We start from the raw sequence: 26,956 nt of genomic DNA, 5'->3' as shown, positions 1-26,956 counted from the left end.
GGGGGGATGTCGCTCAGGTAACGACCACCGCCCACGATGGTAGCCAGACAGCCTGGGAAAAGCCCAGACATGGCGCCTCTTTAGGTGTGATGTGGCCGGGAAACCAGCGCCGCTCACGGTCAGGCTATTCGTCGGCCTCTTCCTGTTTGCCGCGCATCACCAACAAGGGGTCGGGCGTTCCCACAACCTCGAAATCCTTGTCGTCGTAATCGAACTGCCCGAGGAAGAACTTCATCGCGTTCACCCGAGCACGCTTCTTGTCGTTGGATCGGATGATGGTCCACGGCGCGTACTTCTTGTCGGTGCGGCGGAACATCTCCTCCTTGGCAACCGTGTACTCGGTCCACTTGTCCAGCGAGGCGATGTCCATCGGCGAGAGCTTCCACCGTCGCACCGGATCGAGTTGACGCAGCGCGAACCGCGTGCGCTGCTCGGTTCGCGAGACCGAGAACCAGAACTTCGTCAGATGGATGCCGGACTCGACCAGCATCCGTTCGAACGAGGGAGTCTGCTCCATGAACGTCTCATAGTCGTCATCCGAACAGAACCCCATGACCCGTTCGACGCCGGCTCGGTTGTACCAGGACCGGTCGAACATGACGATCTCGCCCGCGGTCGGAAAGTGCTGGATGTAGCGCTGGTAGTACCACTGGCCCTGCTCGCGATCACTCGGTTTCGCCAGGGCGACGACGCGCGCAGACCGCGGGTTGAGGTGCTCGGTGAACCGTTTGATCGTGCCGCCCTTGCCCGCGGCATCCCGGCCCTCGAACAGGATGATGGCGCGGCCACCGGTGTCTTCGAGCCAGTACTGGAACTTCAGCAGCTCCACCTGCAGGCGGTACTTCTCGAGTTCGTACTCGTCGCGCGTCATCCGGTCCGCGTAGGGGTAGCCCTCCTGCCACGTGTAGACCGGATTGCCCTCGGGATCGATCAGATCGGGGTCGGGAGTGTGCCCGTCGCGCACGGTGTAGCCGTGCTCGCGCAGGTACTCGATGTAGGCCCGCATATCTCCGGCGGGGACGTTCTCGAACATGGCAGCCTCCGACGGCGCGGTCTGCATCGTGTGCGCCGTCTTCGCATTCTCACTCACCGGAGTACCTCACACGAGACCGACGTTCACCGCCCGGTAAACATCCGGTGACGATCAAGCCCCGCCGTCCCGCCGCCTCGACGATCGGGCGTGTAAGGCTGGGGTCATGAGAATTGTGGTGACCGGCTCGACCGGAAAGCTCGGAAGCGTCGTTGTTCGGGAGCTGAGCGCAGCGGGACACGAGGTGATCGGGTTCGACATCGCCGGCCGCCCCCAGCCGGGCTTCCTGCAGGTGGACCTCACCGATTACGGCCAGGTGATCGATGCCCTCGCGGGCCTTGGCGATCGCGACGACCGCGGGCTCGATGCCGTCGTTCACCTCGCGGCCATCCCGGCACCCGGCATCCGCTCCGAGGTCGCGGTCTTCCACAACAACATGGCAGCGACCTTCAACGTCTTTTGGGCGAGCGTCAGGCTCGGCATCCGTCGCCTGGTCTACGCCTCCAGCGAGACAGTGCTGGGGCTTCCCTTCGACGTGCCGCCGCCGTACGTTCCGGTGGACGAGGAGTATGAGCCTCGCCCCGAGAGCGTGTACTCGCTCGTGAAGACCCTCGAAGAGCGGATGGCGCGCGAGCTCGTGCGTTGGCATCCCGATCTGTCGATCACAGCGCTGCGGTTCTCTAACGTCATGGTTCCGGAGGACTACGCGGCCTTCCCCCGTTTCGATGAGGATGCGCGGGCCCGCAAGTGGAACCTGTGGGGCTACATCGATGCCCGCGACGGATCGCAGGCCATCGAGCGCGCACTCGAGGTCGCGCCGGCCGGGTTCGAGCAGTACATCATCGCTGCAGCCGACACCGTGATGTCGCGGCCGAACGCCGAGCTGCTCGCGGAGGTCTTCCCCGATGTGCCGGTCACCCGCGAGGTCGGACCGAACGAGACGCTGCTGTCGATTGAAAAGGCGACACGGATGCTGGGCTACGCGCCCCAGCACTCTTGGCGCGAGGGCCACTGAGCACAGCGATCCTCGGTGTTCGCTCCCAGGTGGGGGTGGCATACTGAAAGATGCGCCCGATGACGGGCGTGCGGGCCAAGCCCCCGCTCATCCTCACAACGGATCGTCCGGCACGTACCTGCCGGTGAAGGAGAAGAAGAAATGGCGTCAGTCACCTTTGACAACGCAACCCGCCTCTACCCCGGTGGAACCCGTCCCGCAGTTGACAAGCTGAACCTCGAAGTGGGCGACGGCGAGTTCCTCGTCCTGGTCGGTCCCTCGGGTTGCGGTAAGTCCACCTCGCTGCGCATGCTCGCGGGCCTTGAAGAGGTCAACTCGGGTCACATCCGCATCGGCGAGCGCGACGTCACCGATGTCCCGCCGAAGGACCGCGACATCGCGATGGTGTTCCAGAACTACGCGCTGTACCCCCACATGACCGTCGCCGAGAACATGGGCTTCGCCCTGAAGATCGCCGGCGTCAACAAGGATGAGCGCGCTTCCCGCGTTCTCGAGGCGGCGAAGCTCCTCGACCTCGAGCAGTACCTCGACCGCAAGCCGAAGGCTCTCTCGGGTGGTCAGCGTCAGCGTGTCGCGATGGGCCGCGCCATCGTGCGTCAGCCCCAGGTGTTCCTCATGGACGAGCCGCTGTCGAACCTCGACGCGAAGCTGCGCGTCCAGACCCGTACCCAGATCGCGTCGCTGCAGCGCCGCCTCGGCGTCACGACCGTGTACGTGACCCACGACCAGACAGAGGCCCTCACGATGGGTGACCGGATCGCGGTCCTCAAGGACGGCATCCTGCAGCAGGTCGGCACCCCGCGCGATCTGTACGAGGCACCGAAGAACATCTTCGTCGCCGGCTTCATCGGCTCCCCTGCCATGAACCTGTTCACCGTCGACGTGACCGAGGGCGGCGTCAACTTCGGTACGCACCTGGTGCCGGTCGAGCGCGATGTCCTCGCCAAGACGAGCGCCAAGGAGCTCACGATCGGTGTCCGCCCCGAAGACATCGAGGTCAGCCCCGCCGACGGCAAGGGCCTCTCGGTGGTCGTGGACCTCGTCGAGGAGCTCGGCGCCGACGGCTACCTCTACGGTCACGCCGACATCAACGGCAAGCGCACCGATGTCGTCGCTCGTGTCGACGGTCGCAACCACCCGAACGCCGGTGAGACCGTCGTGCTGGCTCCGGTTCTCGACCACGTTCACCTGTTCGACCTCGAGTCGGGCGAGCGCCTCTCGGAGAAGGCTGTCGCTTCGGCCTGATCACCATGACCTCGTGACGGCGCGGATGTCTCAGACGTCCGCGCCGTCACGCACGTAAGCCCTGGATGCGGAGAATCGGATGTCGTCCACGCAGCTCTCGATCACCGCGAGCACCGTCGATCCCGGACTGCTGACCCTGCCGTGGTCGGTGCCTCTCGTGGAGTGGCCGTCCGAGACGATCGTGTCGCTCCCGAAGGGCATCTCCCGTCACACCGTGCGTTTCGCGAGCCTGTCAGGTCGCGTGGTGGCGATCAAAGAGACCACCGAGGAGATGGCGCGACGCGAGTATGACATGCTCGGCAACCTCGACCGGTTGGATGCGCCGTGTGTCGACCGGGTCGCCGTCATCGCCGGACGCCGTGACGAGGACGGCGAACCGCTACCGGCCGCCCTGGTCACCTCTCACCTGAAGTTCTCCCTCCCGTACCGCGCCCTGTTCACCCAGGTGCTGCGGCCGACTACCGCAACCCGACTGGTCGACGCCCTCGCGGTGCTGCTGGTGCGCCTCCACAATGTCGGGTTCTTCTGGGGCGATGTGTCGCTGTCGAACACGCTCTTCCGCCGCGACGCGGGAGCCTTCGCCGCCTATCTCGTGGACGCCGAGACCGGCGAGCTGCACGAGAACGGACTCACGCCCGGGCAGCGCGAGCACGACCTCGACGTCGCGCGCACCAACATCGCCGGCGAGATCATGGACCTCGAGGCCGGCGGACGCCTTGAGGGTGGTGTCGACGCCGTCGAGATCGCCGACGGGATCATGAGCGCATACCGGTCCCTGTGGCGGGAGCTCACCGAGATCGAGACGTTCGAGGCACGAGAGGCCTGGCGCATCACCGAGCGCGTCGAACGCCTCAACGAACTCGGCTTCGACATCGGTGAGATGTCGATGCAGACAACGGCCGACGGAACCCGCGTGTCCATCCAGCCCAAGGTCGTGGATGCCGGTCACCACCAGCGCCGCCTCATCCGTCTCACCGGGCTCGACGTCGAAGAGAACCAGGCGCGGCGGCTGCTGAACGACCTCGATGAGTTTCACGCACGCGGTTCACGCGCGGGCGATGACGAAGAGATGGTGGCGCACGAATGGCTCACCCGGGTCTTCGAACCCGTCATCCGCGCCATCCCCTTCGACCTGCGCTCCAAGCTCGAACCGGCGGAGGTGTACCACCAGTTCCTGGAGCACCGGTGGTACATGTCGCAGGCGCGCGGGCAGTCAGTGCCCGTCGCCGAGGCTGTCACGAGCTACATCGACGACGTGCTCAGATTCCGCCGCGACGAAGCAACAGTGATGGGGCCGCCGACCGACACGCTGGCGATTCCGATCGTGACGGATGCGGTCCCGGTGACCCGCAGCCCGTCGACCGGTCCCACCGACTGGCGGGACCTGGTCTAAGGGCGCGCGGTCAGTAGCCCACGGTGAAGCGGCCGCGCACGTGCTGCGGGTTCTCGATCTCGTCGAGTACCGCCACGGCAAGGTCTGCTCCCGAGATGAAGGATTCGCCGTCGGCATCCGTCACGATGACGTCGCCGCCGGTGCGGTACTTCCCGGTGCGCTCCCCCGGGTTCCACGCCCCGAAGCCGCCGGCCGGGTGCACGAAGAACCAGTCGCGACCCGAACTGTCGGCCTGCAGGTCTTCGAGGATGTCGATGGCTTCCTGCGCTTCGGGTTTGAACTCGTCGGGAAAGCCGCTGTCGATCACACGCGGCCCGCCAGGGGCCACGAGGCTCCCGCCAGCACCGCCGATGATTCCGATGCGCACGTCACCGGGGAGCACTGACAGCAACTGCTGGATCGCCGGGCGGACCTTTCCGAGCATGTCTCCGCGACCGGGGACCGCGCTGACCACGACATCGACGCCCGCAAGCTCGGCGACCAGACCTGGGACATCGAGCAGGGTGCCCTCGATGTAGGTGGCGCCGTGGATCCGCTCTGCCGGCGCGACGCGCGCGACCGATACGACAGTGTGGCCGCGGTCGACCGCTTCCTTGACGATGTGGGAGCCGGCGTAGCCGGTTCCTCCGAGAACTGCGATGCGGGCCATGGTGATCCTTCCGTCGATGGGCTGCGGGGGCAGTCGATGGAGCCAACGGCGGATGATGTGCGCCGTATTCCATCCTGCCGCTGTGACAAGTCTCGCGCGGCGCTGCCCTCAGATGAGGATGGAGACGGGATTCTCGATCCGTCGCTGGAACGCGGCAAGCCACTGCGCTGCCAGTGCACCGTCGAGCACTCGGTGGTCGGCAGAGAGCGTCACGGTCATCATCGTGGCGACCTCGAGAGCATCATCCGCACCGACGACCGGCCGCTTCTCGGCCGCTCCGACAGCGAGGATGCCCGCGTGGGGCGGATTCAGGATCGCCGAGAACTCGCTCGTGCCGTACATCCCGAGGTTCGACACCGAGAACGAGCCGCCCTCGAGCTCGTGCTGCTTGATCCGGCCCGCGCGCGCCCGATCGGCGAGGTCGCGGATCGCGGCGCTCAGTTCGCTGAGCGGCATCCGGTCGACTCCGCGCACGACGGGTGTGAGAAGCCCCCCGTCGACAGAAACGGCTACCGCGATGTCCACCGAGGAGAACTGCCGCGTCGCGTCTGGCATCCAGATGGCGTTGGCTTCGGGGACCTCGCGTAGGGCGGTGGCCACCGCTTTCACCACCAGGTCGTTGACCGAGACCTTGGCGGCATGGGCCGCGTTGATCTGGCGGCGCAACTCGAAGAGCGCATCCACGCGGCAGTGCGCAACGAGGTAAAAGTGCGGCACCGTCGTCTTGCTCTCGGTCAGGCGGCGAGCGATGGCGCGGCGCATGCCCGTGTGGGGGGTGTCGGTGAACTGCGCGTCCGTGTATCTCTCGGCCGGCACCGCTGCCGGCTGAGCGGGCTCCGGAGCAGCAGTGATCGCACCGTCGAGGTCGCGCCGCACGATGCGCCCGTTCGGGCCCGTCCCCGTGATCGTGGCGAGGTCGATGTCTCGCTCACGCGCGAGGCGCCGAACGAGGGGCGTTGCAAAGATCCGCCCTCCCCGCGACGCTGCATCATCAGACCCATCGCCGAGCCCCGGGTTGACGGATGCGTCCACGCCGCCGCGCGCGGCTGCCTGCGGGGCGTCGGCGGCTTCCGCTGGCCGAGGCGCCGCGCTAGCCGCGTCAGCCGTCGCATCGTCTTGCGCTTCCTCGACCGGGTGCGAAGCAGCATCCGACGCTCCTGCTGCCGCGATCGCCTCGTCGACCGATTCGCCCGGAGCCCCGAGCACCGCAATCGAGGAGCCGACAGCGGTGCTCTCCCCCTCGGCGATGAGGAGGGCTGCGACCACGCCGGCTTCCTCGGCCTCGTATTCGACTACCGCCTTCTCGGTCTCGATCTCGGCGATCGGCTGCCCCTGGGCGACCTCGTCGCCGACGGCAACCAGCCAGGACTGCACAGCGGCGACCCCCGTGCCGGTGGCTATCTCGGGCATACGGATGACCGTTGCCATCATCGGCCTCCCCACGCGGCGCGGACCCGGTCAAGCCCGGCGATGACCTCCTCGGTCCGCGCAATAGCTGCTCGCTCGAGCACCTTGGAGATGCTGGGGCTCGCCTCCCCTCCCGTCACCCGTTCGACCGGCTGGTCGAGCCAGTCGAACAGGCGGCGCTGGATCTCGTCGGCAAGCCACGCTCCGTAGGAGGTACCGCGAGCGCCCTGTTCGACGATGAGGACGGCGTTCGTCTTGCGCACGCTCTCTTCGATGGTCGTCCAGTCCAGCGAGGCGCGGTCAAGCCATCGAAGGTCGATGACCTCCGCGTCGATTCCGGCCTGCTCGACGGCCTCGAGCGTGTGCCCCACCATCGACAGGTAGCTGAGGATCGTGACGTCCGAGCCCTCACGGCGAACCGCGGCGCGGCCGGGGGGCAGGATGCCATCGAGCTCGCCCTCGGGCACGGCGGATGCTGTGTTGTACAGATCGACGTGTTCGATCACGAGCACCGGGTCATCGAGCGCGAGCGCAGCGTTCATGAGGCCGACGTAATCCGCTGCGGTCGAGGGTGCAACGATCCGCCAACCGGGCGCGGTCGCGAACAGACCCGCCGGATCCATGAGGTGTTGCGAACCGTATCCCGATCCCATCGCAACCTTGGTGCGCAGCACGAGCGGAACGGGGTTATCCCCGCCGAACATGTGCCGCGCCTTGCCGACCTGGTTGAAGACCTGGTCAGCGGCTACCCACATGAAGTCGGGATACATGAACTCCACGACCGGTCGGAACCTGCCGTCCAGAGCTAGTCCGCCCGCGAGCCCGAAGAAGCCGTTCTCGCTGATCGGTGTCCCCAGGACACGACCTGGGAATCGATCCGCCAATCCCTTCGTCGCGCCATTCGTCCCGCCCTTGAGCCGGTGAACATCCTCGCCGAGTACGACGATCCGCTCATCGGTTTCCATCCGCCGCGCCATCACCTCGGCAACGGCATCGACGAATGTGATCTCGCGTGTCGCCGGCGCGTCGAGAACCGGCAGGTCTGTCAGCTCACTGCCATCGCCTCGGATGCCAACATCGACGAAGCTCGGGTCCGGCCACAGCTCGGGACGGATGCGGCGCCGCCCGTCGCGATCAGGGTCTGCCTCAATGAGCTCGGCAACCGCCGCATCCATCGCCGCCTGCGACCGTGCGCGCAGCTCCGCCACGTCGTCGTCGGCGATATGACCGAGCTTCTGCATCTCAGTAGCAACCCGGGTCAGTGGATCCCGGTCACGCCACTGCGCTTCCTCCTGCTTGGTGCGGTAGCCGAAGGCGCTTCCCGGGTAGGGGCCGTTCTGATGGAAGTAGCGATAGACCTCGGCTTCGATGATGGTGGCACCCGCGCCGTTGCGCATCCGCTCCGCGGCCTCGGCCATGGCGAGGTGCACGGCGAGCGGGTCCATTCCGTCGACGCGCCAGCCCGGGATGGAAAAGCCCTGTCCTCGCACCGAGAGGCGGGTGTCTGCGGTGATCTCGTCCACGTGTGTCGATACCGCGTACATGTTGTTCTCGATGAAGAAGCAGACCGGCAGTTTCCAGGCGGAGCCGAGGTTCATCGATTCCAGCACGGAGCCGATCTGGCTCGCGCCGTCGCCGAAGTAGTTGACGGTCAGGTCGGTCGTGCCGGCGTGCTTTTGCGCCCACGCGTTGCCCGTGGCCATCGGCGCACCGCCGCCGACGATCGCGTTGGTACCGAGCGCCCCAGCCTCAAACCACTGCAGGTGCATCGATCCCCCGCGCCCGCGACAGTAGCCCTGCGCCAGACCCAGGATCTCGGCGAGTGTGCGTTGCAGAACCGTCTGGATGTCGGGGCTCACCGGATCGCGCGGATCGATGACCCCGCCGGAGACATGCGTCAGCGCCTTGGCGAGGAACTGGTGATGACCGCGGTGCGATCCGTTGACGGCATCCGTCGAGCGAAGACCCACGATAGATCCGACCGCGCCGCCTTCTTGGCCAATGCTCGAGTGGGCGGGCCCGTGGACCAGACCTTCGGCCGCCAGTGCAAGCACTGTCTCCTCGAAGGCCCTGATGAGGTGCAGCTCCGAAAGCATCGTCCCGAGCAGCGCCGGGTCGGCGGCCTTCCAGTCCGCGGCGGTCGTCGTGAGCTGAATCCAATCCGTGCCGGTTTCGAGTCGTCTGCGTCGTGGCATTTCGCCCATCCTCGCGTCGTTGCGTATTCAGACCGTGTGTCTGCTCAGACTGTACGACCGATTGCATCCAATCTCAAGCGTTAGTGCCGGATATGGCCGCCCTCGTTGAGCATCAACCCCCAATCTGGATACAATCGGGCCGGCGCTGGTGAGCAAGGAGGTTCTCATGGCCCTTCCCGGAGTTGGCGGTCTCGACCACGTCGGATTCACGGTTCCCGACCTCGACGAGGCCCACGCTTTTCTCGTCGACATCCTCGGCGCCATTCACGTGTACACCCTCGATGCCAAGCGCTCGGACGACGACTGGATGAGGGTTCACCTGGGCGTACACCCTCGCACCGAGATTCGCGAGATCCGGTTCTATCGGCTCGGCTTCGGGACCAACCTCGAGGTGTTCCAATACGACAGCGCCGACGGGCAGGCGCCGCAGCCCCGAAACAGCGACATCGGCGGTCACCACCTCGCGCTCTACGTCGACGATATGGATGCCGCGGTGAGCTATCTGCGCGAGCACGGCGTCGAGGTGATGGGCGATCCGGTCGCGAGCGCCGGAGCATCCGCAGGTCAACGGTGGGTGTACTTCCGCAGCCCCTGGGGAATGCAGTTCGAGCTCGTGAGCTTTCCGTCCGGCAAGGCCTACGAAGCGGCCGCGACAACCCTCCTCTGGCACCCGAAAGACCCCGCTCGATGACCGCGGCGTCACCGGGACTCGACGGACCACGCAGCCGTGATGGGGATGCTCACGCGCGCATCGCCGACAGCATCCGCCGGGGGATTATCGACGGAACCCGCCCGCCCGGAAGCCGCATCCTTCAAGAGGATCTGGCCGCACGATACGGCGCGAGCCGGGTACCCGTGCGCGAGGCGATCCGGCAGCTCGAGTATGAAGGGCTGTTGACGGTCGTACCCAACGCGGGAGCGTGGGTATCGACGATGACACTCGCCGAGTGCGATGAGATCTACCGGATGCGGGAGCGTCTGGAACCACTGCTGCTGTCCTACAGCGCCCCCCGCCTCTCAGACCGCGAGATTGGTGCGCTCGCCGAGCTCGCTGACCGGATCAGCGATACCGGCGACGACACCGACGCCTTCCTCGACCTCGACGCTGCGTTTCATCACGCCAGCTATGCCGCAGCTGAGACATCCCACCTCACCGACCTCGTCGTGCGACTGTGGAACCTCACCGCCCCATATCGGCGCAGCTACGTCTCATCGTGGACCCCCGACGCTCGCCGCATCGCCCACGAAGAGCATCACCTCATCGTCGCGGCCTTGCGGGATCGTGACACCGAAGAAGCCGAACGCGTCCTCGGTGGGCACATCCGCCGCACGCGCCGCCAGCTCAGCCGGACACCCGAGATCTTCGCGCTCGCTACCGACTCGCAATAGTCGACGGTGGCGAGAGCGGGTACGCCGCGTCACTGATCGAGCGGTTCGCGCATCATCGCCAGGTGCGACAGGTCCGGAGCGATCTCTCCAGCCTCGATCCGATGCGCCAGCGCCACCACCATGTCATTGACGGGCGTCGGGATGCCGTGAACAGACCCGCGCGCCACGACGTGGCCGTTGAGGTCGTCGACCTCGCTTCGGCGGCCCTTGCGCCAGTCCTGCAGGACCGTCGTGGTGGCGCCGGGCACGACGAAGCTCGCGAACAGTTTGTCTGTCATGATGTCCACGACCCGCCCCGGATCGCGGATCTCGTCGGCGTTCAGGCCGAAGATGGGCAGAACCGGATGACCTTCCGCGGCCCCCACCGTCAACGCCTCGTTGCCGGCGGCGATCATGACGTCTCTATATCCCGGCGTGTGCAGGGCGTCGAGCATGGGGACTCCCAGGATCGCCGAGGTGACGAGCAGGGTGCTGTTGCTCACGAGCTTCATCCACTTCGCCGCGAGGATGTCGTCGAAGACCTCGACCGTGCCCGACATCCCGAGAATGCGAGTCAGCTCGGGTATGCGCTGCGCAGGCTCACCCTCCTCGATCTCGCCGACGGCGAACCACGACCGGGACGCGGGGGTGTGTCGATGCACGACGCCCGGATCGGTCATCGTCGCCGAGCACTCGATCACACACCCGAGCGTGCGCTGTGGCCCCACGGCTTCGGCGATGACTCTGGCTGTCATCCCGTTCTGAACGCCGACCAGGATGCCGTCCTCGGCGAGATACGGCTCGATGAGTCTGCTCGCCCATGGCGCGTCGTACGCCTTCACGAGCATCAGGACGATATCGAAGCGAGCACGAAGCTCTGCGACCTGGCAGAAGTGAACCACGCTCGGCTGGACACGGACCTCCCCCTCGGGGCTGATGACTCTCAGCCCGTCGGCGCGCATCTTCTCAACGTGGGCGGGCCACTGTTCGATGAGCGTGACGTCCTCACCCGCGTCGATCAGGTCAGCCCCGATCGAGGCGCCATTGGCCCCAGCCCCCACAACCGCGATTCTTGTCATGGCTGATCTCCCGTCACCGTCGCCGAAACACTCGCACGATACAACAGCGGCGTACATTCGCGTCCAGAGGGTCTCGAGTACGCGCTCGCAGGCTGATAGTGTTCACTCTTACTGGACACTATCAGCGCATAGAGCGGACAGCATGATCCTCCACCTCGCATCCTTCCGGTGGGTCGACAGCGTCACAGAAGACGACGTCTCCCGGTTGACGGCAGCTCTGACCGCCATGGCGGCGCAGATCCCCGAGCTGCGGTCCTACATCGCAGGTCCCAATCTTCACCTGCGGCCGGGCGGCATGGATTATGCCGTCGCCGCGATCGTGGACGACGAGGCGGGTCTGCACACGTATCTGGACCACCCCGCTCACGCTCAGGTTTATGCCGACCTGATGGGTGACATGCTCGCCGACCGCGCGGCGGCGCAGCTTCCGCTGGCCGCGGGCAGCCTGTCATGAACGCCATGCGCGCTGCGGTCTTGCACGACGTCCATGACCTGCGGATCGACGACGTCGCCGTCCCCTCCCCTGGACCCGGCGAAGTGCTCATCCGGGTCGGCGTGTGCGGCGTCTGCGGATCAGATGCCACGGAATTCGGACGCGGGCTCGTTCTGGCCCAGCCGCCTGTCACTCTCGGCCATGAGTTCGCCGGCATCATCGAGCAGGTCGGTGCGGGAGTATCCGAGCTCAGGGTCGGTGCAACTGTCGTCTGCGGCGCGGGAGTCTCGTGCGGCCAGTGCAAGATGTGCCGCGCGGGTCGGACGAACCTGTGCACGTCGTACACGACGCTCGGATTCCACCACGATGGGGGCCTCGCAGGATACGTCGTCTGCCCCGCCGAGATCGTGTGGGACGCCTCCGCCAGCGGCCTGAGCCTCGATACGCTCGGGCTCGCCCAACCCATGGCCATCGCGGTACACGCGGTTCGGAGATCCGGGCTGAAGCCGGGGCAGGATGCCGTCGTCGTCGGTGTGGGCGGCATCGGTGCCTTCATCACGCACGCTGCAGCAGCCACCGGCGCGCGGGTGCTGGTGACAGATCTCAACCCGCCGCGACTGGAGCTCGCGCGGGCACTCGGGGCCGCAGATACCCTGCAGGCCGGAGGCCAGAGCCTGAGCGAAGCGCTCAGCGAACGCGGGATCGTCCCCGATGTCTTCTTCGAGGTTTCGGGGTCTGCGCCGGGCCTCGCGTCGGTGCTCGAAGCTGCCAGCCCGGGCGCAACGATCGTTCCCGTCGGCATCCAGCGCGGTGAGCCGGGGCTGCCGCTCGGCTCGTGGACCCTTCGCGAGTACACGATCGTGGGCACCGTCGCGCACGTGTACCGGGACGACATCCCCGAAGCCGTCCGACTGCTCGCAGAGCGCGGTGACTGGACGGATGTCGCCGCGGAAGTCCTCCCCCTGAGTGAGGTCGTGGACGGGGCGCTCCAGCCGCTACTGAGCGGCGCTCCCGGTCAGGTCAAGACACTGATCGACCCCTGGACCGAGCACCGCAGAGCAGCCGTCCACGGCCGCGCACAGGCCTGACGCGAGCGACCCGCGCAGGCTCCGTCAACCGGATCAGGGCAGTCGTTCCATCGCGCGCAACACGTCGACGGCGGATGCCGGAACAGCGGGCTGAGATGCGGCCCCGGGAGCCACGGGCAGCGTCTCGTTCTGGGGCCTGCGGCCGAACACGAACCATACGCCGCGAGCAATGGTGTCCGAGTGGTTCACGAACAAGTGCGGCCGCATGGAGTCAAAGCTCAGCGAGTCGCCCGGGCCAAGCACATAGGTGTCGAAATCCAGTTGCAGCGTGAGTTCACCCTCGAGAAGGTAGGCGTACTCGACCCCGGCGTGGCGCATGAGCCGGTCCTCCACCGAACTGCTCGCCCCGGGCTGGTAGGTCACCAGGAGCGCATCGGCAGGACCGCCGGGAACACTCGCGAGCTTCTCCCAGCGAACGCCGTTCTCCATCTCGATCACGGGGTACTCTGCAGCGCGCCGGACGGTCGAAGCGTCCGGCGCTGCGGGGGCCGGGGCAACGGGCGAGGGGCCCGCGGTGGGAACGTTACCGACCAGCTCGTCCAGCGACACTCCGAGGTGGTTCGCCATGGCGAACAGTGTCGACACTGAGGGCTGCGTCTTACCGATCTCGACCTGCGAGATCAGGGACGCCGAAACTCCGAGCGCTTGCGCGAGCGAGCGAAGGCTCATTCCCTTCGCGGTGCGCACCTCGCGGAGCTTGGCGCCCAGGCCCTCGGTCATGATCTCCCACCAGCGCGGCCACTGGTCAGCCACGAACGTCCGCTCATTCTAGGGCAGGACATGCGCACGACCTCGGACCGCCGCGTCTCACATCAGGACGGTTCCCCGGTCGACCGGCAGGTTGACCGCGGAAACGCCGCGGTTGCGCAACAGGAATTGCGTAGCATCCACCACGTCGGCCATCGTCGCGAGCTTGCCCCCCGGAGTGTGTCGTTCGTATTGCTCCAAGAAGGACTGATACGGCGCAGCATTCAGGGTGCGCAGCGGCGGCGTCGATCTCGGCGCCGCCGCTGCGCTCTCCTCGGCCCGGTCTAGTCGGCCCGCAGCGTCGATACCTGGTACAGCGCGACGGATGCCGCGATTCCGGCGTTCAGGGACTCGGTGGCCGCCGAGATGGGAATCGACACGATCTGGTCGCACGTCTCGGTTACCAGGCGTGAGAGCCCCTTGCCCTCCGAGCCGACGACGATCACGACGGGGCGATCGGCGAGCTCAAGCGCGGGAAGTGACACGTCGCCGTCACCGTCGAGGCCGAGCACGAATACACCCTGCTTCTTGAACTCCTTGAGGGTTGTGGTGAGGTTCGGGGCGATGGCCACGGGGATGCGAGCTGCTGCTCCGGCTGAGGTCTTCCACGCCGCCGAGTTGACCCCGGCCGAGCGGCGCTGTGGAATGATGACGCCCTGGCCGCCGAAGGCCGCAGTAGATCGGATGATGGCGCCGAGGTTTCGCGGATCGGTCACGCCGTCCAGCGCGACAAGCAGCGGCAGCTGCCCCGTCTCGATCACGTTCTCCAGCAGGTCCTGGGGATGCGCGTACTCGTACGGCGGCACCTTGAGCGCCACGCCCTGGTGCACGCCGTCGAAACCTGCCATCCGGTCAAGTTCGGGCCTCGTGACCTCGAGCACGGGAATCTCTCGGTGCGCCGCGATCGACAGCATCTCCTTGACGCGGTCATCCATCTCCACGCGCTGGGCGATGTAGAACGCGGTGGCCGGGATGCGCGTTCGCAGCGCCTCCAAGACGGAGTTGCGTCCCGTCACGGTCTCGGTGTCATCGCTCTGCTTCGGACGACCACCCCGGTTCGGGTTCGAGCCCGCGACGCGCGCCCCGGGCCGCCCCGTGCCTCCGGCGGCGGCGTAACGTTCCTGCGCAGCCTTGCGTTTGCCGGCGACGTGCCAACTGCGGTCCTCGGCCTTGGGGGTCGGGCCCTTGCCTTCGAGGGACTTGCGGCCCTGGCCGCCCGAGCCCTTGGTTGCCCCCTTCTTGGTGGACTTGCGTGCGCCGGGGCGCCCTGGCTTGCTCATGCGATGCTCCAATGCGTTCCGTCGGGCCCATCTTCGAGCGTGACTCCGGCAGCCGCGATCGCGTCGCGAATGCGGTCGGCCGCGGCCCAGTCTTTTTCTGCGCGCGCGCGAGCGCGCTGCTCGATGAGTTCCTGCAGCAGAGCATCCAGCGCCGGAGCCTCCGGGCCCGATCGTGATGCCCACTGCGGGTCGAGAGGGTTGAGTCCGAGGATGCCGGTCAGTCTGGCAACCTCGCCCGCCAGCGCTCGTGCCGTCTCGGCGTCGCCGGCATCGAGTGCGGTGTTGCCTTCGCGGACTCGCTCGTGGACGATCGCCAGGGCCTGCGGCACGCCGAGGTCGTCATCCATTGCCGCGGCGAACGCCGAATCGATCACCGATGTCTCCACGAGGGCTCCGTGCCGAGCGACCCGCTCGAGGAAGGTCCGGATGCGGCCAAGCGCTGCCTCGGCCTCGTCGAAGGACTTAGCCGAGAGATCGAGGCTCGATCGATAGTGGGCGGCGGCCAGGGCATACCGCACGACGAGGGGATCGTGCTCGGCCAGCACGTCCCGTACGAGCACGAAGTTTCCGAGCGACTTCGACATCTTCTGGCCCTCGACAGTGACCAGTCCGTTGTGCACCCAGTAGCGGGCGAACCCGTCGCCTGCCGCACTGGACTGGGCGAGTTCGTTCTCGTGGTGCGGGAAGCGCAGGTCGAGGCCACCGCCGTGGATGTCGAACTCGTCGCCCAGGTAGCGGCGCGCCATGGCCGAGCACTCGATGTGCCATCCGGGGCGCCCCCGCCCCCACGGCGAATCCCACGTGGCATCCGCGGGTTCGTCAGACTTCGCGCCCTTCCAGAGCGCGAAGTCGCGCACGTCGCGCTTGCCCCGCGGATCGGCATCAGCGGCCGGCGCCATGTCGTCGATCGACTGACGCGTCAGCTCGCCGTATTCAGCCCACGAGCGCACGTCGAAGTACACGTCACCGACAGCGTCAGTCCCCGGCTCGGCCGCGTAGGCGTGACCCGTGCTGATCAGCTGATCGATGAGCGCGATCATCTGCGGGATCGATCCGGTAGCCCGCGGCTCGTACGTCGGCGGGAGGATGCCGATCGCAGCATAGGCGGCGGCGAATTCCTGCTCGACCCGGTAGGCCAGCGCCCACCAGGGCTCTGACTCGGTGGCGTTATCGAGCACTTTGTCGTCGATGTCAGTGACATTGCGCACGAAGGTCACGCGGCCATGGCGATGGGCGAGCCAGCGGCGCAGGATGTCGAAGGCAAGGCCACCACGCAGGTGGCCGATGTGCGGCCCGGACTGCACGGTGGGCCCGCACACATAGACGGTGACATTGCCCGGATCCAGCGGCGCGAAAACGCGGAGTTGCTGAGCGCGGGTGTCGTAAAGCTGCAGAGCGCCCTGCCTCTCAGCCGTCACCGCATCCGTCATCCCTTCAGCCTACCGGCGGGGCCCTCGGAAGCCGCCGTGGTGCCACGCAGCCGGCGCCCCGGACAAGCGGGGATCTGGGGTAGAACTGTGGACGTGCCCTCCTCTTCCGCAGCGCTCGACATCCGCCTCGATGACCTCAGCGGCGAGCCGACCCGAGCGCTGATCGCCGCTCACCTGTCGGACATGCGCTCGATCTCGCCCGAGGAGAGTTGCCACGCTCTGGATCTCAGCGGGCTCGAGCAGCCCTCCGTCCAGGTGTGGTCGGCGTGGGTCGCCGGCGAGCTTGCCGGCGTCGGCGCGCTTGCTCAGCTCGACGAAGACAACGGCGAGCTCAAGTCGATGCGTGTCGCAGACAGCCATCGTGGCACGGGTATCGGGCGCGCGATGCTCGAGCACCTGATCGACCAGGCGCGCCGTCGCGGCATGTCGGCGCTGTGGCTCGAGACGGGCTCGACGCCGGAGTTTCTGCCGGCGCAGCGACTCTATGAGTCGGCGGGCTTCGCACGCTGCGAGCCGTTCGGCAGCTACGTGCTCGACCCGTACTCCCTCTTCATGACGAAGAAGCTGTAGCAGCGCGCAAATCCGAACTAACGCGCGGGGACCACCAGCGCGACCGCGAAGGCCGCGACGCCCTCGCCGGCGCCGGTGAAACCGAGCCCGTCAGTCGTTGTGGCCGAGACCGACACAGGGGCACCGCCGAGGGCCCGTGAGAGCACAGCCTCTGCCTCGGCACGACGCCCAGCGAGTCGTGGCCGGCGCGCCTGAACCTGGACCGAGACGTTGCCGACACGCAAACCCGCCTCGCCGAGCAGCGCAAGAGTCCTGCCCAGAAAGGCCTCAGCGTGGGCCCCGCCGTACTCCGGACGGTCGGTGCCGAAGTGGGTGCCGATGTCGCCGAGCCCGGATGCCGCCAGGAGCGCGTCGACGATCGCATGAGCCACCGCGTCTCCGTCTGAGTGTCCCGACAACGCCTGCTCGCCCGGCCACTCGAGCCCGGCGAGCCACAGCGATCCGTCACCGCCGAAGGCGTGGACATCGGTTCCGATACCCACGCGCGGCAGCGCCGGCTCACCCAGCGGTGCAGCGGACTTCGGTAGGGGCGAAACGAGGGCGCGCGCTCGGTCGAGATCGGCGCGGGTTGTGATCTTGAACGCGATAGCGTCGCCGGCAACCGTCGTTGTGGCGTGCCCGGCCGCGGCGACAACTGCCGCGTCATCCGTGTACTCCTGGTCCGCAGCAGCGTATGCAGTCTCCAAGATGCGGCGAGGAAACCCTTGCGGTGTCTGCGCAGCAGTCAGACTCGACCTGTCGACGACCCCGACGATGGTGTCGCCCTCCATCTGCCGAATCGTGTCGACGACCGGCATGACCGGGACGACGCCGGCAGCGCCGGCCTCGAGCGCGCCGATCACGCGCGTGAACACATCAGGCGGGGTGAGGGCACGCGCCGCGTCGTGCACGAGGACGTATTCGACGTCGCCCCACAGCACGGCGAGGCCTGCGGCTACGGATGCCTGCCTGCTGGGTCCGCCGGTGACAACGGACACGAGGTCGCGCCTGTCCGCCGCGGCCTCCTCGGCATCCGTCAACGCATCACCCTCGCGACCGGCGGGCGCGACGACGATGACCTGCATCGGTGGAGCCTCGAAGATGCCTCGAAGCGCATGTCGCAGGATGGTGTGATCGTCGAGGCCGACGAAGGCCTTGGGGATTCCGGCGGCGAGCCGGCTACCCGAGCCCGCTGCGACGACGATGACCGCGACGCGGGGGACCGGAATGATGCTCACGGGTGCCACGCTACCGCGCGGCAGCACCGACTCAGGAGGCGAGGACCTCGTCGAGCAGGACGCTGGCCTTCTCTTCGTCGGTCTTCTCGGCCAGCGCGAGCTCGGAGATCAGGATCTGCTTGGCCTTGGCCAGCATCCGCTTCTCACCAGCCGACAGGCCACGATCCTGATCGCGGCGCCACAGGTCGCGGACGACCTCACTCACCTTGATGACATCGCCCGACGCGAGCTTCTCGAGGTTCGCCTTGTATCGGCGAGACCAGTTCGTGGGCTCCTCGGTGAACGGCGCGCGCAGCACGTCGAACACGCGCTCGAGACCGTCCTTGCCGATCACATCACGGACGCCGACCAGGTCGACGTTCTCAGCCGGGACCTCGATGATCAGATCGCCTTGAGTGACGTTGAGTTTCAAGTACTTCTTGGTCTCGCCTTTGATGACGCGTTCCTTGACCTCGATGATTGTTGCGGCCCCGTGGTGCGGGTAGACAACCGTCTCGCCAACCTCAAAAAGCATGGAGTTATGTTCCTTTCGGCAAACTCCAGAATACCACAGGGCCCATACGCTAGAGTTCGCCACCCACTCTTCGACCCCGGGCGGAAGTGAGCTTCAGGGAGGCGTAAGCCGACGGTGCGCAACCCCGTAGAATGCATCGTGAAGCCGTCATCCGCTCAAGGAGGATCCGTGAAATCGCGCCTCATCGCGTCGCTCGTTGTGGGCGCAGCCCTCGTCCTCGGAACCTCGGGGTGCAGCCTGATCTCCGCGCACGCGACGACGATCGAGTACTCGCCCGCCGAGGGAACCAACGTCCCCGACGAGTCCGGTCCCCTGCAGGTTCGCAACACGATGATCGTCGCGAACGACGAGGGCACCGAAGGCAACTTCCTCGCCGCCATCATCAACAGCACGGACGAGACGTACGTTCTGAACATCGACTTCGCCGATGGTGTGACAGAACAGGTCATCGTTCCGGCGGGCACCGTCAAGAGCCTCGGCGAGAACGCCGATCCGATTCTGATCCGCGACCTGAACACCCCGCCCGGAGCGACGCTGTCGGCATCATTCCAGTCCGGTGAGGGCGTCACCTCCGTCATCTCGGTGCCGGTATTCAACGGCGACCTCGAATACCTCGCACCCTTCGTGCCCTGAGTCTTCCCGGAACCACAACGTCGGCCCCGCCTCTGTCGAGAGCGGGGCCGACGTGGTTTTGAGGTCGTGGCGGGTCAGGACTCAAAGCGATAGCCGAGCCCGCGGACTGTCACGAGCATGGTCGGATCGCTCGGGTTCTTCTCGATGCGTGAGCGGATGCGCTTGATGTGGACATCCAGTGTCTTCGTGTCGCCGAAGTAGTCGGTTCCCCACACCCGGTCGATGAGCTGACCACGCGTGAGCACCCGGCCCGCGTTGCGCATGAGCACCTCGAGGAGCTCGAATTCCTTCAGCGGCATGCTGATCTCGCTGCCGTCGACCGAGACGGTGTGCCGGTCGATGTCCAGCGTCACGCGCCCTCCTTCGAGGATGCGGTCGTCGAGGTCCGCCTCGGCGGTGGAGAGCCTGCGCAGCACTGCGCGCATCCGTGCGAGCAGTTCCCGAGCCGAATAGGGCTTGGTCACATAGTCGTCAGCGCCGAGCTCGAGTCCCACGACGATATCGACCTCGGAGTCCTTCGCCGTGAGCATGATGATCGGAACAGACGACGAGGCGCGCAGTTGCCGACATACCTCGGTGCCGGGCATCCCGGGAAGCATGAGATCGAGCAACACGATGTCGGCGCCGAACTCACGGAACGAGGCGAGGGCGGCGGCTCCATCCTCGGCGATCTCGACCTCATAACCCTCCCGGCGCAGCAAGTACGCGAGCGGGTCGGCGAGGTCGGGTTCGTCCTCGACAAGTAGGACGCGAGTCATGCGGTTTCTCCGTTTCCTTCTCGGGCAGCGATGCCACTTCTGTCCGGTGTTCCGGTCCGATCGAGCGCGACGTGGACCGCACCCTCGGTCAGCACGGCATCCGAGCCCTGCAGTTTGGTCTTCTTCTTGACCTTCTTCTCCTTTCGAACCCGCTTTCGGGGCGGCTCGTCGTGAGGAGACTCGATCAGAGGAAGCCGAATGGTGAACGTCGAGCCGCGGCCCTCGCGCGACCACAGCCGAACGTCGCCGCCGTGGCGCTGCACAGCGTGCTTGACGATCGCGAGCCCCAGGCCTGTCCCCCCGGTTCGGCGAGAGCGAGCTTGGTCTGCGCGGTAGAACCGTTCGAACACGCGGTCCTGGTCTTCTTCTGAGATTCCGATTCCCCGGTCGGTGACGGCGATTTCAACGACCCCGTCGGCGGCCTTGACACCGATCCCGACACTCGACCCCTTGGGCGAGTAGGCAATCGCGTTGGCAATGAGGTTGCCAACGGCCTCGCTCAGCACCTGAGCATCACCGCGAACGAACAGGCCCCGCGTGCCGCCGCGCACCAGTTGCACTTCCGCGGAGTCTGCCTGGATCGCGTGGGCCTCCACGGCGGATGCGATGATCTCATCGATCGAGGCATCGCGTTCGTCGTTGAGCTCGTCTGCGGCCTGCAGGCGCGACAGATTCATGATGCGAGACGTGAGGGTCGCCAGCCGCGTCGCCTCGGCAGACAGCCGAGAAGCGAAGACGCGGACCTGCGCGGGGTCATCGGATGCGGACTCGATGGCCTCGGCCAGCAGGCTCACTGCCCCCACGGGTGTCTTGAGTTCGTGACTCGTGTTGGACACGAAGTCGCGGCGCATCTGCTCAACGCGCTCCTTCTCGGTGATGTCGCGCAGCACGAGCAGCATCAGCCGGGCGTTGAGAGGGGTTGCCCGCACGGTGACCAGGCGCAACTCCCCCGGCCCGGTACCGCGGCGAAGACGAAACGTGGCGTTGGAGGCGGCATCCGCATCGCTGACCCGGCGCGCGACGCCACGCAATTCGGGAGTCGGCAACATGCGGCCCTCGGTCAACTCGAACGGCGCCGCGGATGCCGACGCCGCAATGATGACACCTGCCGAATCAAGGACCACGGCGGGATCGTCGAGCCCCTGCAGAACCATCCGCGCGCCCTCAGGAACATCCATGTCCGCACCGTACTCAGCGCGCTCCCGGGCCCGCAGTGCCAACAGGATGACGGTCGCAAGGCCCGCGCCGATGAGCAGACCCACCACGAGGCCGAGGAGGGCGATCTGGGCAGGTTGCATGGAAACAGCGTACGGGCGGCCCAGGTAGCGACCTCGCGAACGGTACTCGCGTCCCGCCTCGGGCGCGTCACTATTCACCGGGGCGGCACTGTCCGTTAACCTTCGGTGGCGAGAATCGCCGGGTCGTCTGGCATCGGTCGGACGACAACACACGAAAGGGATCGGAATGCGCGAAGTCTTCCACCAGTCGCTCGAAGATGTGCAGAACCGTCTCGTTGAGATCTCCGGGATGGTCACCACCGCTATCGAGAAGGCGACGACGGCGTTCAAGACCAGCGACGTCGCCCTCGCCGAAGAGGTCATTGCGGCTGACGCCGAGATCGATGACAAGGCACACGAACTCGACGAGATCGCCATCGAGATCATGGCCCGCCAGCAGCCCGTCGCCCGCGACCTGCGAATCGTCGTGATGGCTCTGCGAGTGAGCGCATCACTCGAGCGCATGGGAGATATCGCCGAGCACATCGCTCAGCTGACGCGGTTGCGCTTCCCCGAGCGCGCCATCCCCTCGGGACTGAAGTCGACGTTCCAGAAGATGGGCGAGCTGGATGTCGAGGCTGCCCGGAAGCTGACGCAGCTTCTGGACACCGAGGACCTCGCTCTCGCCGACCAGATCCGTGACATCGATGACCAGGTCGACGATCTGCACGTGAGCGTCTTCGAGAAGGTCCTCAGCGACAGCTGGTCGGGCGAGCCCGCGCAGACGGTGGATGCCACCCTCGCGAGCCGCTACCACGAGCGCTTCGTCGACCACGCCGTCTCGGTCGCCAAGAAGGTGCAGTACCTGGCAGAAGGCGGCGAGTTCTACGCGAGCGATGGGACAGCCACGGGAGAGTAACTCTCCCCCTCCAGCTCACGAGAAGAGCGGATGCCTCACGCGAGGCATCCGCTCTTCTCGTGAGATTCGGGTCTCGGCTTACTTCTTGCCCTGAGCAGCCACGGCGGCGGCACCAGCAGCAGCGGCCTCGGGGTCCAGGTACTCGGCGGGACCGAGCGGGACGAGGTTCTCGTCAAGCTTGTAGACCAGCGGGATGCCGGTCGGGATGTTGAGCTCGGCGATGTCGGCGTCACTGATGCCGTCGAGGTGCTTCACGAGACCCCGCAACGAGTTCCCGTGCGCGGTCACGAGCACCGTCTTGCCGGCGCGCAGGTCAGCGGCGATGTCGCTCTCCCAGTACGGCATCATGCGATCGATGACGAGCTTGAGGGACTCCGTGCGGGGCACATCGCCGTCGATCCCGGCGTAGCGAGGATCGTGGACCTGGCTGAACTCGCTGTCATCATCCAGCGGCGGCGGCGGCACGTCGAACGAGCGGCGCCACAGCATGAACTGCTCGGGGCCGAACTCCTCGAGGGTCTGCGCCTTGTCCTTGCCCTGCAGCGCGCCGTAGTGGCGTTCGTTGAGTCGCCAGGTGCGCTTGACCGGGATCCAGAGGCGGTCGGCGGCATCCAGCGCGATGTTGGCGGTCTGGATCGCGCGGCTGAGCAGCGACGTGTGCAGAACGTCGGGAAGGATGCCCTGCGCGGCCATCAACTCCCCGCCCCGGCGGGCCTCGGCCTGCCCCTGCTCGGTGAGCCGCACATCGACCCATCCGGTGAAGAGATTCAGCTCGTTCCACTCGCTCTGGCCGTGTCGGAGAAGGATCAACGTATATGGCTCGGTCATGGCCCTCATGATATCCGGGCCAGGTGTCCGACAGATGGCGCGGTGGGCCGTGAAAGCCCTCGCGCGCACGGGCTCGGACGCGCGCGCACCGCTGGCATCATTGGGGGCGTGCCCTCTGCTCCTTCCGCGCCGACCGGGCGCCCCACGCGGGGCACGACAGGCACGAACCGGTTGCGCCGCGTCGACCGGTGGATAGCGCGGCATCCCGTGCTCCGTCGCGCATCCGACCCTCTGATTGTCGACCTCGGGTACGGCGCCACCGGCATCACGACCCTCGAGTTGGCTGCGCGCCTGTCGCCGGTGAGGCCCGACATCGACGTGTTGGGCCTGGAGATCGACCCCGAGCGGGTCGAGCGAGCACGCGAGCAGTTGCGAGCGGTCCGCGCGGGCCTCACGACGTTCGACCCTGACACCCGGGTCTCGTTCGCTCGGGCCGGCTTCGAGGTCCCCGCGCCCCGGCGCCCGACCCTGATACGCGCCCTGAACGTGCTGCGCCAGTACGACGACGTCGACGTCGAACCAGCCTGGTCGCGCATGGCAGGTCGCCTCGCGCCCGACGGACTGCTCGTCGAAGGAACGTGCGATGAGATCGGGCGGGTCATGACCTGGGTCGTGGTCGGGTCGGACGCCGCACCTCGGTCACTGACCGTCTCGCTGCGCCTGGCTGGACTCGAGTCGCCGGCAATCGCCGCCGAGCGCCTCCCGAAGGCCCTCATCCACCGGAACGTTCCCGGTGAGCCGATTCACGCATTCTTCCTGGATCTGACGCGGGAATGGGAGCGCGCGGCGCCGCTGTCGACGTTCTCGCCGGCCCAGCGGTGGAAGGCTAGCCTGCAGGCGATGCACGACGCCGGCTGGCCGCTCATCGGACGTCACCGGTGGCGACTGGGTGAGGTCACTGTCCCGTGGGCGTCTGTCGCGCCGCGCTGACCAGCACCGGGTACTCAGATGCGCGGAACGGTATGGGCGGCATCCTCGCCTGACATGCCGGCGGCGGTGAGCAGGTCAACGGCAAGCGGCCGAAGCGCCGCGATGAGGTTCTGATCACCGAGTGTCGCATCGGGAAGGACCACTGCAGGATCGAGCCGCACCGCGACGGCGCGGAGCGTTTCACGGGCGACAGGCTCCAGCGAGATGTCGCGCAACGACTGGGCGATGAGATCAGCCCCGCGACCGAGGTCGGCCAGCAAGTCTGCAGCGACCTCTCGCGGCTCGCGGTCATCGACGAGGTACACCGTGCGCCGCGCGATCACGCGCAGGTTTCGGCACGCGAAGTCCATCGACTGCCAGATGCGCTGGTGGCGGGCGATCTCATGCCGTTGCGATCGCAGGAAGGGCGAGATCCGCGCGATCCCCATGCCGGATTCCAGTGTCAGGCGCCAGTCATCGATGTCGGCCTGCAGCGCTCGCGCCTTTTCGAGGCCCCGCTGCGCGCGAACGCGATCTCCGCGGCGCAGGGCGCGGATGATCGTCTCGGTGGCGCTCTGGAAGCGGGTGAACAGCACCTCGCCGGAGGCGACCTCCGTGCGCTGCGGGCTGCGCGGGATCAGCGCTGTCACCAGCAGCGCCGCGACTCCACCGACGACTCCGTCGATCAGCCGCAGCATCGGAGAACTGGTCGGGACGATCATGACGATGAGCGACTGAATCGCCGCCGCTATCGCAAACCCCGGCTGGGGCGAGAGGAACCGTGCGACGGCGAGGGTTGCGGCAAGTGCGAGGCCCAGCTGCCACCATCCGCTGCCGGCGACCAGGAGCAGCACTTCGGCCACAAGGATGCCGATGATCATGCCGATGACGGTCTCGAGTACGCGGCGCGGCCGAGCGTCGCGCACAAGTCCGAGACTCGAGACCGTGACCGTCGCGGCAAGCAGCGGCGCCGGGTGTCCGAGAACGTACGCGGCGAAGGCGTAAGCGCCAGTCGCGGCGACCACGATCTGGACGATGGCGATGGATGACGCGCGCAGCCGCGTCCATCCGGGAAGCGGGCTGAACCTCGTCCACCACCGCACGCGAACCGGAAGTGTCAGCGGCGCAGTCTCGTCGGGTGCTGCCGGCCGCGGCGAGCGCGGGTCCTGCCCTGCGCTCACGGCGAGGGAGGGGACGCCGCCGCGCGCCGGGAGAGCCGAGGCAGTCGAGGAACGGATGCCGCGGCGCCGGCCTCGGGTGGCACGATCGTCTCGAGCCTCGCGGCTACAGCACCCTCGGCCGTCTGGACAGTCGCGTCACCGTCAGGGGTCGTGCGTCGAACGAGCGCAAGTCCGATGGGTCCGTCATCCACATGCAGGGCGACGGAGGTGAGCACGCCCACCTCACCACTGGCGATGTGGACCTTGGAACCGGGCGGGGGGAGGATGCTGTCGGCACCGTCGAGGTGTACCGCCATGAGCCGGCGGGGAGGGTGCCCCAGATTGTGCACCTTCGCGACGGTCTCTTGGCCGCGGTAGCACCCCTTGGTCAGGTGCACGGCGGTTCGGAGCCAGTCCACCTCATGCGGCAGAGATCGTTCGTCGACCTCCCGCGACCAGCTGGGGCGCCATGCGGCAATACGCAAGGCGTCGACGGCGAGCGCGCCGGCCAGCGACACCTCGCCCGCTGCGGCGGCTTGCGCGATTCGGTCGCGCTCGGAAGCGTCGACGATGACCTCGACCCAGTCCCGTGCCTGCCCCGGATGCTCGCCGACCGCGTACGCGTGCCCTCCGGCCGTGACGCCCGGCCACGGATCGCGCCAGACGAGTGGAACTCCCGCAGGCGAGAACGCGGTGAGCCCTGCAGCATCGGGTGAGACGGCACCGATGACAACCACGTCACCGACGAGCTGGATCTCAACGCGCATGCGGAACCGCATCTTGGTCAGCCACGCCGTCAACTGTTCGGCATCCGCTGCGTCGACCAGGAGCCAGGCGGTCTCGCCGTCGTCGACGATCCCGGCGGCGTGCTCGATGTGACCGTTCGGGTCAAGGATCAGCAGCTCGCTGCTTTCTCCCGGCATGAGACCTGCGACGGCTTGCGAGGTGATCGAGTCGAGCCACGCGAGGCGATCGGGACCGGCGACGCTGACCACTGCACGGTTCTCGAGCGGTGCGACAGCGTCGCCGCGCAGAAGTCGACGCTGCTCGGCAAGGGGGTTCCCGAGGTGCATGAGGATGCCGCCCTCAGCCACAGCCCCGGGTACCCGCTCGAATGCGGATGCCATCAGTCGGCCTTCGCGAGCCGAGCTGAGGCGTGGGACGCGAGCGATCCGCCGAGCGCTGCGATATCCCACGCCCACAGGAGGTGACCATCGACCAACCCGTACATGCGGGTCGCTGCGGAGTAGACCTTCGCCGATGCGGTGCGGATGACGGCATCCGTGGCGATATCGATGCGAGGCCCGCGGATCTGCCCGAGGTAGAGCTCGCAGACACCATCGGAGTGCACGAGCGAGACCTCGATCTCGAACCCGCCCTCGGGAGTTCGCAGGGCTTCGACGTCGTCGACCGTCAGCGGCGAAGCAGCGGCAGCCGCCGGGAGCAGGCCGGGACCAGGCACGGCGTCGGTCGCGGGGATCGCCAGCCGCCAGTACCCGGTTTCGCTGACCAATGCTGTTCGTGGCCCAGCAGGATCATCCGCGTCCAGAAGCCAGGCCTGTGCGGAATAGTTCAGGTGATCGCCGCCATCGTGGCTGAAGCTCACCCGGTGATGGAACTCGCCCGTGAAGTGCGTGTCGTCAGTGTCGTAGTCGATGACACCGGTGCCCTCCCACACGCCGACGAGCCACGACAGTGGCGCGAGTTCGGCGGGGAGGTCGGTGGGAAGATCGATCACGGCGCGTCAGCGCTGGCCGCGGTACAGGTTCTTCACGACGACACCTGAGACGAACACGATCGCCAGCGACGCGAGCGCAAGCAGGCCCACGAAGAAGAGTTCGAGCGCTACGAGGTCCATAGATTCCACTCTAT

Annotated in this window: 27 protein-coding genes; 11 read left to right on the top strand and 16 right to left on the bottom strand. The window is 67.0% G+C overall.

What is annotated here, in order from left to right; all coding sequences use genetic code 11:
• Window positions 1-124: 124 nt before the first annotated feature.
• Window positions 125-1,006 carry a polyphosphate kinase 2 gene (ppk2, locus tag LL236_RS00520; RefSeq protein WP_374197991.1) on the bottom strand — a complete coding sequence of 294 codons (882 nt, stop codon included), beginning with the start codon at window positions 1,004-1,006 and terminating at the stop codon, window positions 125-127.
• A 190-nt stretch (window positions 1,007-1,196) separates the two neighbouring features.
• On the opposite strand from ppk2, the gene LL236_RS00515 reads away from it, so the two are divergent.
• From LL236_RS00515 to LL236_RS00505, 3 genes are all read left to right on the top strand, one after another.
• On the top strand, window positions 1,197-2,045 hold the full coding sequence (locus tag LL236_RS00515; protein WP_228176852.1) for an NAD-dependent epimerase/dehydratase family protein: 849 nt from the start codon (window positions 1,197-1,199) through the stop codon (window positions 2,043-2,045).
• Window positions 2,046-2,186: 141 nt separating this feature from the next.
• Window positions 2,187-3,290 (top strand): ABC transporter ATP-binding protein, encoded by a 1,104-nt coding sequence (locus LL236_RS00510; protein ID WP_228176851.1) that lies wholly within the window; start codon window positions 2,187-2,189, stop codon window positions 3,288-3,290.
• A gap of 79 nt (window positions 3,291-3,369) precedes the next feature.
• A complete protein-coding gene (locus tag LL236_RS00505; protein ID WP_228176850.1) occupies window positions 3,370-4,683 on the top strand; it encodes a DUF4032 domain-containing protein in 1,314 nt (437 codons plus the stop codon).
• Window positions 4,684-4,693: 10 nt separating this feature from the next.
• Here LL236_RS00505 and LL236_RS00500 read toward each other — a convergent pair whose 3' ends face one another.
• The 3 genes from LL236_RS00500 to LL236_RS00490 all read right to left on the bottom strand — a co-directional run bounded on the left by LL236_RS00500 (window position 4,694) and on the right by LL236_RS00490 (window position 8,934).
• On the bottom strand, window positions 4,694-5,332 hold the full coding sequence (locus LL236_RS00500) for an NAD(P)-dependent oxidoreductase (RefSeq protein ID WP_228176849.1): 639 nt from the start codon (window positions 5,330-5,332) through the stop codon (window positions 4,694-4,696).
• A gap of 108 nt (window positions 5,333-5,440) precedes the next feature.
• Window positions 5,441-6,760, bottom strand: a complete 1,320-nt coding sequence (locus LL236_RS00495) for a dihydrolipoamide acetyltransferase family protein (protein ID WP_228176848.1) — start codon at window positions 6,758-6,760, stop codon at window positions 5,441-5,443.
• On the bottom strand, window positions 6,760-8,934 hold the full coding sequence (locus tag LL236_RS00490; RefSeq protein ID WP_228176847.1) for an alpha-ketoacid dehydrogenase subunit alpha/beta: 2,175 nt from the start codon (window positions 8,932-8,934) through the stop codon (window positions 6,760-6,762). Before LL236_RS00490 ends, LL236_RS00495 begins: the two co-directional genes overlap by 1 nt.
• 166 nt (window positions 8,935-9,100) lie before the next feature.
• Here LL236_RS00490 and LL236_RS00485 point away from each other — a divergent pair, with 166 nt between their 5' ends.
• A complete protein-coding gene (locus LL236_RS00485) occupies window positions 9,101-9,625 on the top strand; it encodes a VOC family protein (protein ID WP_228176846.1) in 525 nt (174 codons plus the stop codon).
• On the top strand, window positions 9,622-10,323 hold the full coding sequence (locus tag LL236_RS00480; RefSeq protein WP_228176845.1) for a GntR family transcriptional regulator: 702 nt from the start codon (window positions 9,622-9,624) through the stop codon (window positions 10,321-10,323). Before LL236_RS00485 ends, LL236_RS00480 begins: the two co-directional genes overlap by 4 nt.
• A 29-nt stretch (window positions 10,324-10,352) precedes the next feature.
• Here the strand turns inward: LL236_RS00480 and LL236_RS00475 are convergent, their stop codons facing one another.
• On the bottom strand, window positions 10,353-11,381 hold the full coding sequence (locus LL236_RS00475; RefSeq protein WP_228176844.1) for a ketopantoate reductase family protein: 1,029 nt from the start codon (window positions 11,379-11,381) through the stop codon (window positions 10,353-10,355).
• Between the two features lie 142 nt (window positions 11,382-11,523).
• Between LL236_RS00475 and LL236_RS00470 the strand changes: the two genes are divergently transcribed.
• The gene (locus tag LL236_RS00470; RefSeq protein ID WP_228176843.1) at window positions 11,524-11,835 is read left to right on the top strand and encodes a Dabb family protein; all 312 of its coding nucleotides are present in this window, start codon (window positions 11,524-11,526) and stop codon (window positions 11,833-11,835) included.
• A complete protein-coding gene (locus LL236_RS00465) occupies window positions 11,832-12,902 on the top strand; it encodes a zinc-dependent alcohol dehydrogenase (protein WP_228176842.1) in 1,071 nt (356 codons plus the stop codon). The genes LL236_RS00470 and LL236_RS00465 overlap by 4 nt, the downstream gene beginning before the upstream one ends.
• A 33-nt stretch (window positions 12,903-12,935) precedes the next feature.
• On the opposite strand, the gene LL236_RS00460 is transcribed toward LL236_RS00465, so the two are convergent.
• The 3 genes from LL236_RS00460 to cysS all read right to left on the bottom strand — a co-directional run bounded on the left by LL236_RS00460 (window position 12,936) and on the right by cysS (window position 16,359).
• The gene (locus LL236_RS00460) at window positions 12,936-13,655 is read right to left on the bottom strand and encodes a helix-turn-helix domain-containing protein (RefSeq protein WP_228176841.1); all 720 of its coding nucleotides are present in this window, start codon (window positions 13,653-13,655) and stop codon (window positions 12,936-12,938) included.
• A 278-nt stretch (window positions 13,656-13,933) separates the two neighbouring features.
• Window positions 13,934-14,929, bottom strand: a complete 996-nt coding sequence (gene rlmB / locus LL236_RS00455; protein WP_228176840.1) for a 23S rRNA (guanosine(2251)-2'-O)-methyltransferase RlmB — start codon at window positions 14,927-14,929, stop codon at window positions 13,934-13,936.
• Complete coding sequence (gene cysS / locus LL236_RS00450; protein WP_228176839.1) at window positions 14,926-16,359, bottom strand: cysteine--tRNA ligase; 1,434 nt, start codon at window positions 16,357-16,359, stop codon at window positions 14,926-14,928. The genes rlmB and cysS overlap by 4 nt, the downstream gene beginning before the upstream one ends.
• Window positions 16,360-16,452: 93 nt before the next feature.
• On the opposite strand from cysS, the gene LL236_RS00445 reads away from it, so the two are divergent.
• Window positions 16,453-16,929: a GNAT family N-acetyltransferase gene (locus tag LL236_RS00445; protein ID WP_228176838.1), complete on the top strand. Its 477-nt coding sequence runs from the start codon at window positions 16,453-16,455 to the stop codon at window positions 16,927-16,929.
• 17 nt (window positions 16,930-16,946) lie between these two features.
• Here the strand turns inward: LL236_RS00445 and ispD are convergent, their stop codons facing one another.
• Both ispD and LL236_RS00435 read right to left on the bottom strand, forming a co-directional pair.
• Window positions 16,947-18,146, bottom strand: coding sequence for a 2-C-methyl-D-erythritol 4-phosphate cytidylyltransferase (ispD, locus tag LL236_RS00440; RefSeq protein WP_228176837.1), 1,200 nt, complete (start codon window positions 18,144-18,146; stop codon window positions 16,947-16,949).
• A gap of 31 nt (window positions 18,147-18,177) precedes the next feature.
• On the bottom strand, window positions 18,178-18,660 hold the full coding sequence (locus LL236_RS00435; RefSeq protein ID WP_195692045.1) for a CarD family transcriptional regulator: 483 nt from the start codon (window positions 18,658-18,660) through the stop codon (window positions 18,178-18,180).
• A 168-nt stretch (window positions 18,661-18,828) separates the two neighbouring features.
• Between LL236_RS00435 and LL236_RS00430 the strand changes: the two genes are divergently transcribed.
• Window positions 18,829-19,293, top strand: a complete 465-nt coding sequence (locus LL236_RS00430) for a DNA modification methylase (RefSeq protein WP_228176836.1) — start codon at window positions 18,829-18,831, stop codon at window positions 19,291-19,293.
• A gap of 74 nt (window positions 19,294-19,367) precedes the next feature.
• Here the strand turns inward: LL236_RS00430 and LL236_RS00425 are convergent, their stop codons facing one another.
• Both LL236_RS00425 and LL236_RS00420 read right to left on the bottom strand, forming a co-directional pair.
• On the bottom strand, window positions 19,368-20,051 hold the full coding sequence (locus tag LL236_RS00425) for a response regulator transcription factor (RefSeq protein ID WP_228176835.1): 684 nt from the start codon (window positions 20,049-20,051) through the stop codon (window positions 19,368-19,370).
• Complete coding sequence (locus tag LL236_RS00420) at window positions 20,048-21,349, bottom strand: sensor histidine kinase (protein ID WP_228176834.1); 1,302 nt, start codon at window positions 21,347-21,349, stop codon at window positions 20,048-20,050. The genes LL236_RS00425 and LL236_RS00420 overlap by 4 nt, the downstream gene beginning before the upstream one ends.
• A gap of 166 nt (window positions 21,350-21,515) precedes the next feature.
• On the opposite strand from LL236_RS00420, the gene phoU reads away from it, so the two are divergent.
• Window positions 21,516-22,187, top strand: a complete 672-nt coding sequence (gene phoU, locus LL236_RS00415; RefSeq protein WP_228176833.1) for a phosphate signaling complex protein PhoU — start codon at window positions 21,516-21,518, stop codon at window positions 22,185-22,187.
• A 78-nt stretch (window positions 22,188-22,265) separates the two neighbouring features.
• Here phoU and LL236_RS00410 read toward each other — a convergent pair whose 3' ends face one another.
• A complete protein-coding gene (locus LL236_RS00410) occupies window positions 22,266-23,015 on the bottom strand; it encodes a phosphoglyceromutase (protein WP_228176832.1) in 750 nt (249 codons plus the stop codon).
• Window positions 23,016-23,123: 108 nt separating this feature from the next.
• Here LL236_RS00410 and LL236_RS00405 point away from each other — a divergent pair, with 108 nt between their 5' ends.
• Window positions 23,124-23,945, top strand: coding sequence for a class I SAM-dependent methyltransferase (locus LL236_RS00405; protein WP_228176831.1), 822 nt, complete (start codon window positions 23,124-23,126; stop codon window positions 23,943-23,945).
• A gap of 14 nt (window positions 23,946-23,959) precedes the next feature.
• Here LL236_RS00405 and LL236_RS00400 read toward each other — a convergent pair whose 3' ends face one another.
• Genes LL236_RS00400 through LL236_RS00390 form a run of 3 tightly spaced genes read right to left on the bottom strand, consistent with a single transcriptional unit; the run spans window position 23,960 to window position 26,822 of the window.
• On the bottom strand, window positions 23,960-25,105 hold the full coding sequence (locus LL236_RS00400) for an FUSC family protein (protein ID WP_228176830.1): 1,146 nt from the start codon (window positions 25,103-25,105) through the stop codon (window positions 23,960-23,962).
• Window positions 25,102-26,211 (bottom strand): CAF17-like 4Fe-4S cluster assembly/insertion protein YgfZ, encoded by a 1,110-nt coding sequence (gene ygfZ, locus LL236_RS00395; protein WP_228176829.1) that lies wholly within the window; start codon window positions 26,209-26,211, stop codon window positions 25,102-25,104. The genes LL236_RS00400 and ygfZ overlap by 4 nt, the downstream gene beginning before the upstream one ends.
• Complete coding sequence (locus LL236_RS00390; RefSeq protein WP_228176828.1) at window positions 26,211-26,822, bottom strand: FABP family protein; 612 nt, start codon at window positions 26,820-26,822, stop codon at window positions 26,211-26,213. Before LL236_RS00390 ends, ygfZ begins: the two co-directional genes overlap by 1 nt.
• Between the last annotated feature and the right edge of the window lie 134 nt (window positions 26,823-26,956).

Source organism: Microbacterium schleiferi (assembly GCF_020781975.1).
In the GTDB taxonomy this organism is placed as follows: Bacteria; Actinomycetota; Actinomycetes; order Actinomycetales; family Microbacteriaceae; genus Microbacterium.
Note: the sequence above shows the minus strand (reverse complement) of the source record. Positions and strands in the feature narration are given on the sequence as shown.

Bases quoted from the DNA above. Each gene is read 5' to 3' on its own strand.
- LL236_RS00490 (WP_228176847.1), bottom strand. From the start codon at position 8,934: ATGCCACGACGCAGACGACTCGAAACCGGCACGGATTGGATTCAGCTC.
- LL236_RS00425 (WP_228176835.1), bottom strand. From the start codon at position 20,051: ATGACTCGCGTCCTACTTGTCGAGGACGAACCCGACCTCGCCGACCCG.
- LL236_RS00505 (WP_228176850.1), top strand. From the start codon at position 3,370: ATGTCGTCCACGCAGCTCTCGATCACCGCGAGCACCGTCGATCCCGGA.
- LL236_RS00420 (WP_228176834.1), bottom strand. From the start codon at position 21,349: ATGCAACCTGCCCAGATCGCCCTCCTCGGCCTCGTGGTGGGTCTGCTC.
- LL236_RS00435 (WP_195692045.1), bottom strand. From the start codon at position 18,660: ATGCTTTTTGAGGTTGGCGAGACGGTTGTCTACCCGCACCACGGGGCC.
- LL236_RS00410 (WP_228176832.1), bottom strand. From the start codon at position 23,015: ATGACCGAGCCATATACGTTGATCCTTCTCCGACACGGCCAGAGCGAG.
- cysS (WP_228176839.1), bottom strand. From the start codon at position 16,359: ATGACGGATGCGGTGACGGCTGAGAGGCAGGGCGCTCTGCAGCTTTAC.
- ygfZ (WP_228176829.1), bottom strand. From the start codon at position 26,211: ATGGCATCCGCATTCGAGCGGGTACCCGGGGCTGTGGCTGAGGGCGGC.
- ppk2 (WP_374197991.1), bottom strand. From the start codon at position 1,006: ATGCGGGCCTACATCGAGTACCTGCGCGAGCACGGCTACACCGTGCGC.
- LL236_RS00495 (WP_228176848.1), bottom strand. From the start codon at position 6,760: ATGGCAACGGTCATCCGTATGCCCGAGATAGCCACCGGCACGGGGGTC.
- rlmB (WP_228176840.1), bottom strand. From the start codon at position 14,929: ATGAGCAAGCCAGGGCGCCCCGGCGCACGCAAGTCCACCAAGAAGGGG.
- LL236_RS00480 (WP_228176845.1), top strand. From the start codon at position 9,622: ATGACCGCGGCGTCACCGGGACTCGACGGACCACGCAGCCGTGATGGG.
- LL236_RS00465 (WP_228176842.1), top strand. From the start codon at position 11,832: ATGAACGCCATGCGCGCTGCGGTCTTGCACGACGTCCATGACCTGCGG.
- LL236_RS00485 (WP_228176846.1), top strand. From the start codon at position 9,101: ATGGCCCTTCCCGGAGTTGGCGGTCTCGACCACGTCGGATTCACGGTT.
- LL236_RS00500 (WP_228176849.1), bottom strand. From the start codon at position 5,332: ATGGCCCGCATCGCAGTTCTCGGAGGAACCGGCTACGCCGGCTCCCAC.
- LL236_RS00475 (WP_228176844.1), bottom strand. From the start codon at position 11,381: ATGACAAGAATCGCGGTTGTGGGGGCTGGGGCCAATGGCGCCTCGATC.
- LL236_RS00515 (WP_228176852.1), top strand. From the start codon at position 1,197: ATGAGAATTGTGGTGACCGGCTCGACCGGAAAGCTCGGAAGCGTCGTT.
- LL236_RS00510 (WP_228176851.1), top strand. From the start codon at position 2,187: ATGGCGTCAGTCACCTTTGACAACGCAACCCGCCTCTACCCCGGTGGA.
- LL236_RS00470 (WP_228176843.1), top strand. From the start codon at position 11,524: ATGATCCTCCACCTCGCATCCTTCCGGTGGGTCGACAGCGTCACAGAA.
- phoU (WP_228176833.1), top strand. From the start codon at position 21,516: ATGCGCGAAGTCTTCCACCAGTCGCTCGAAGATGTGCAGAACCGTCTC.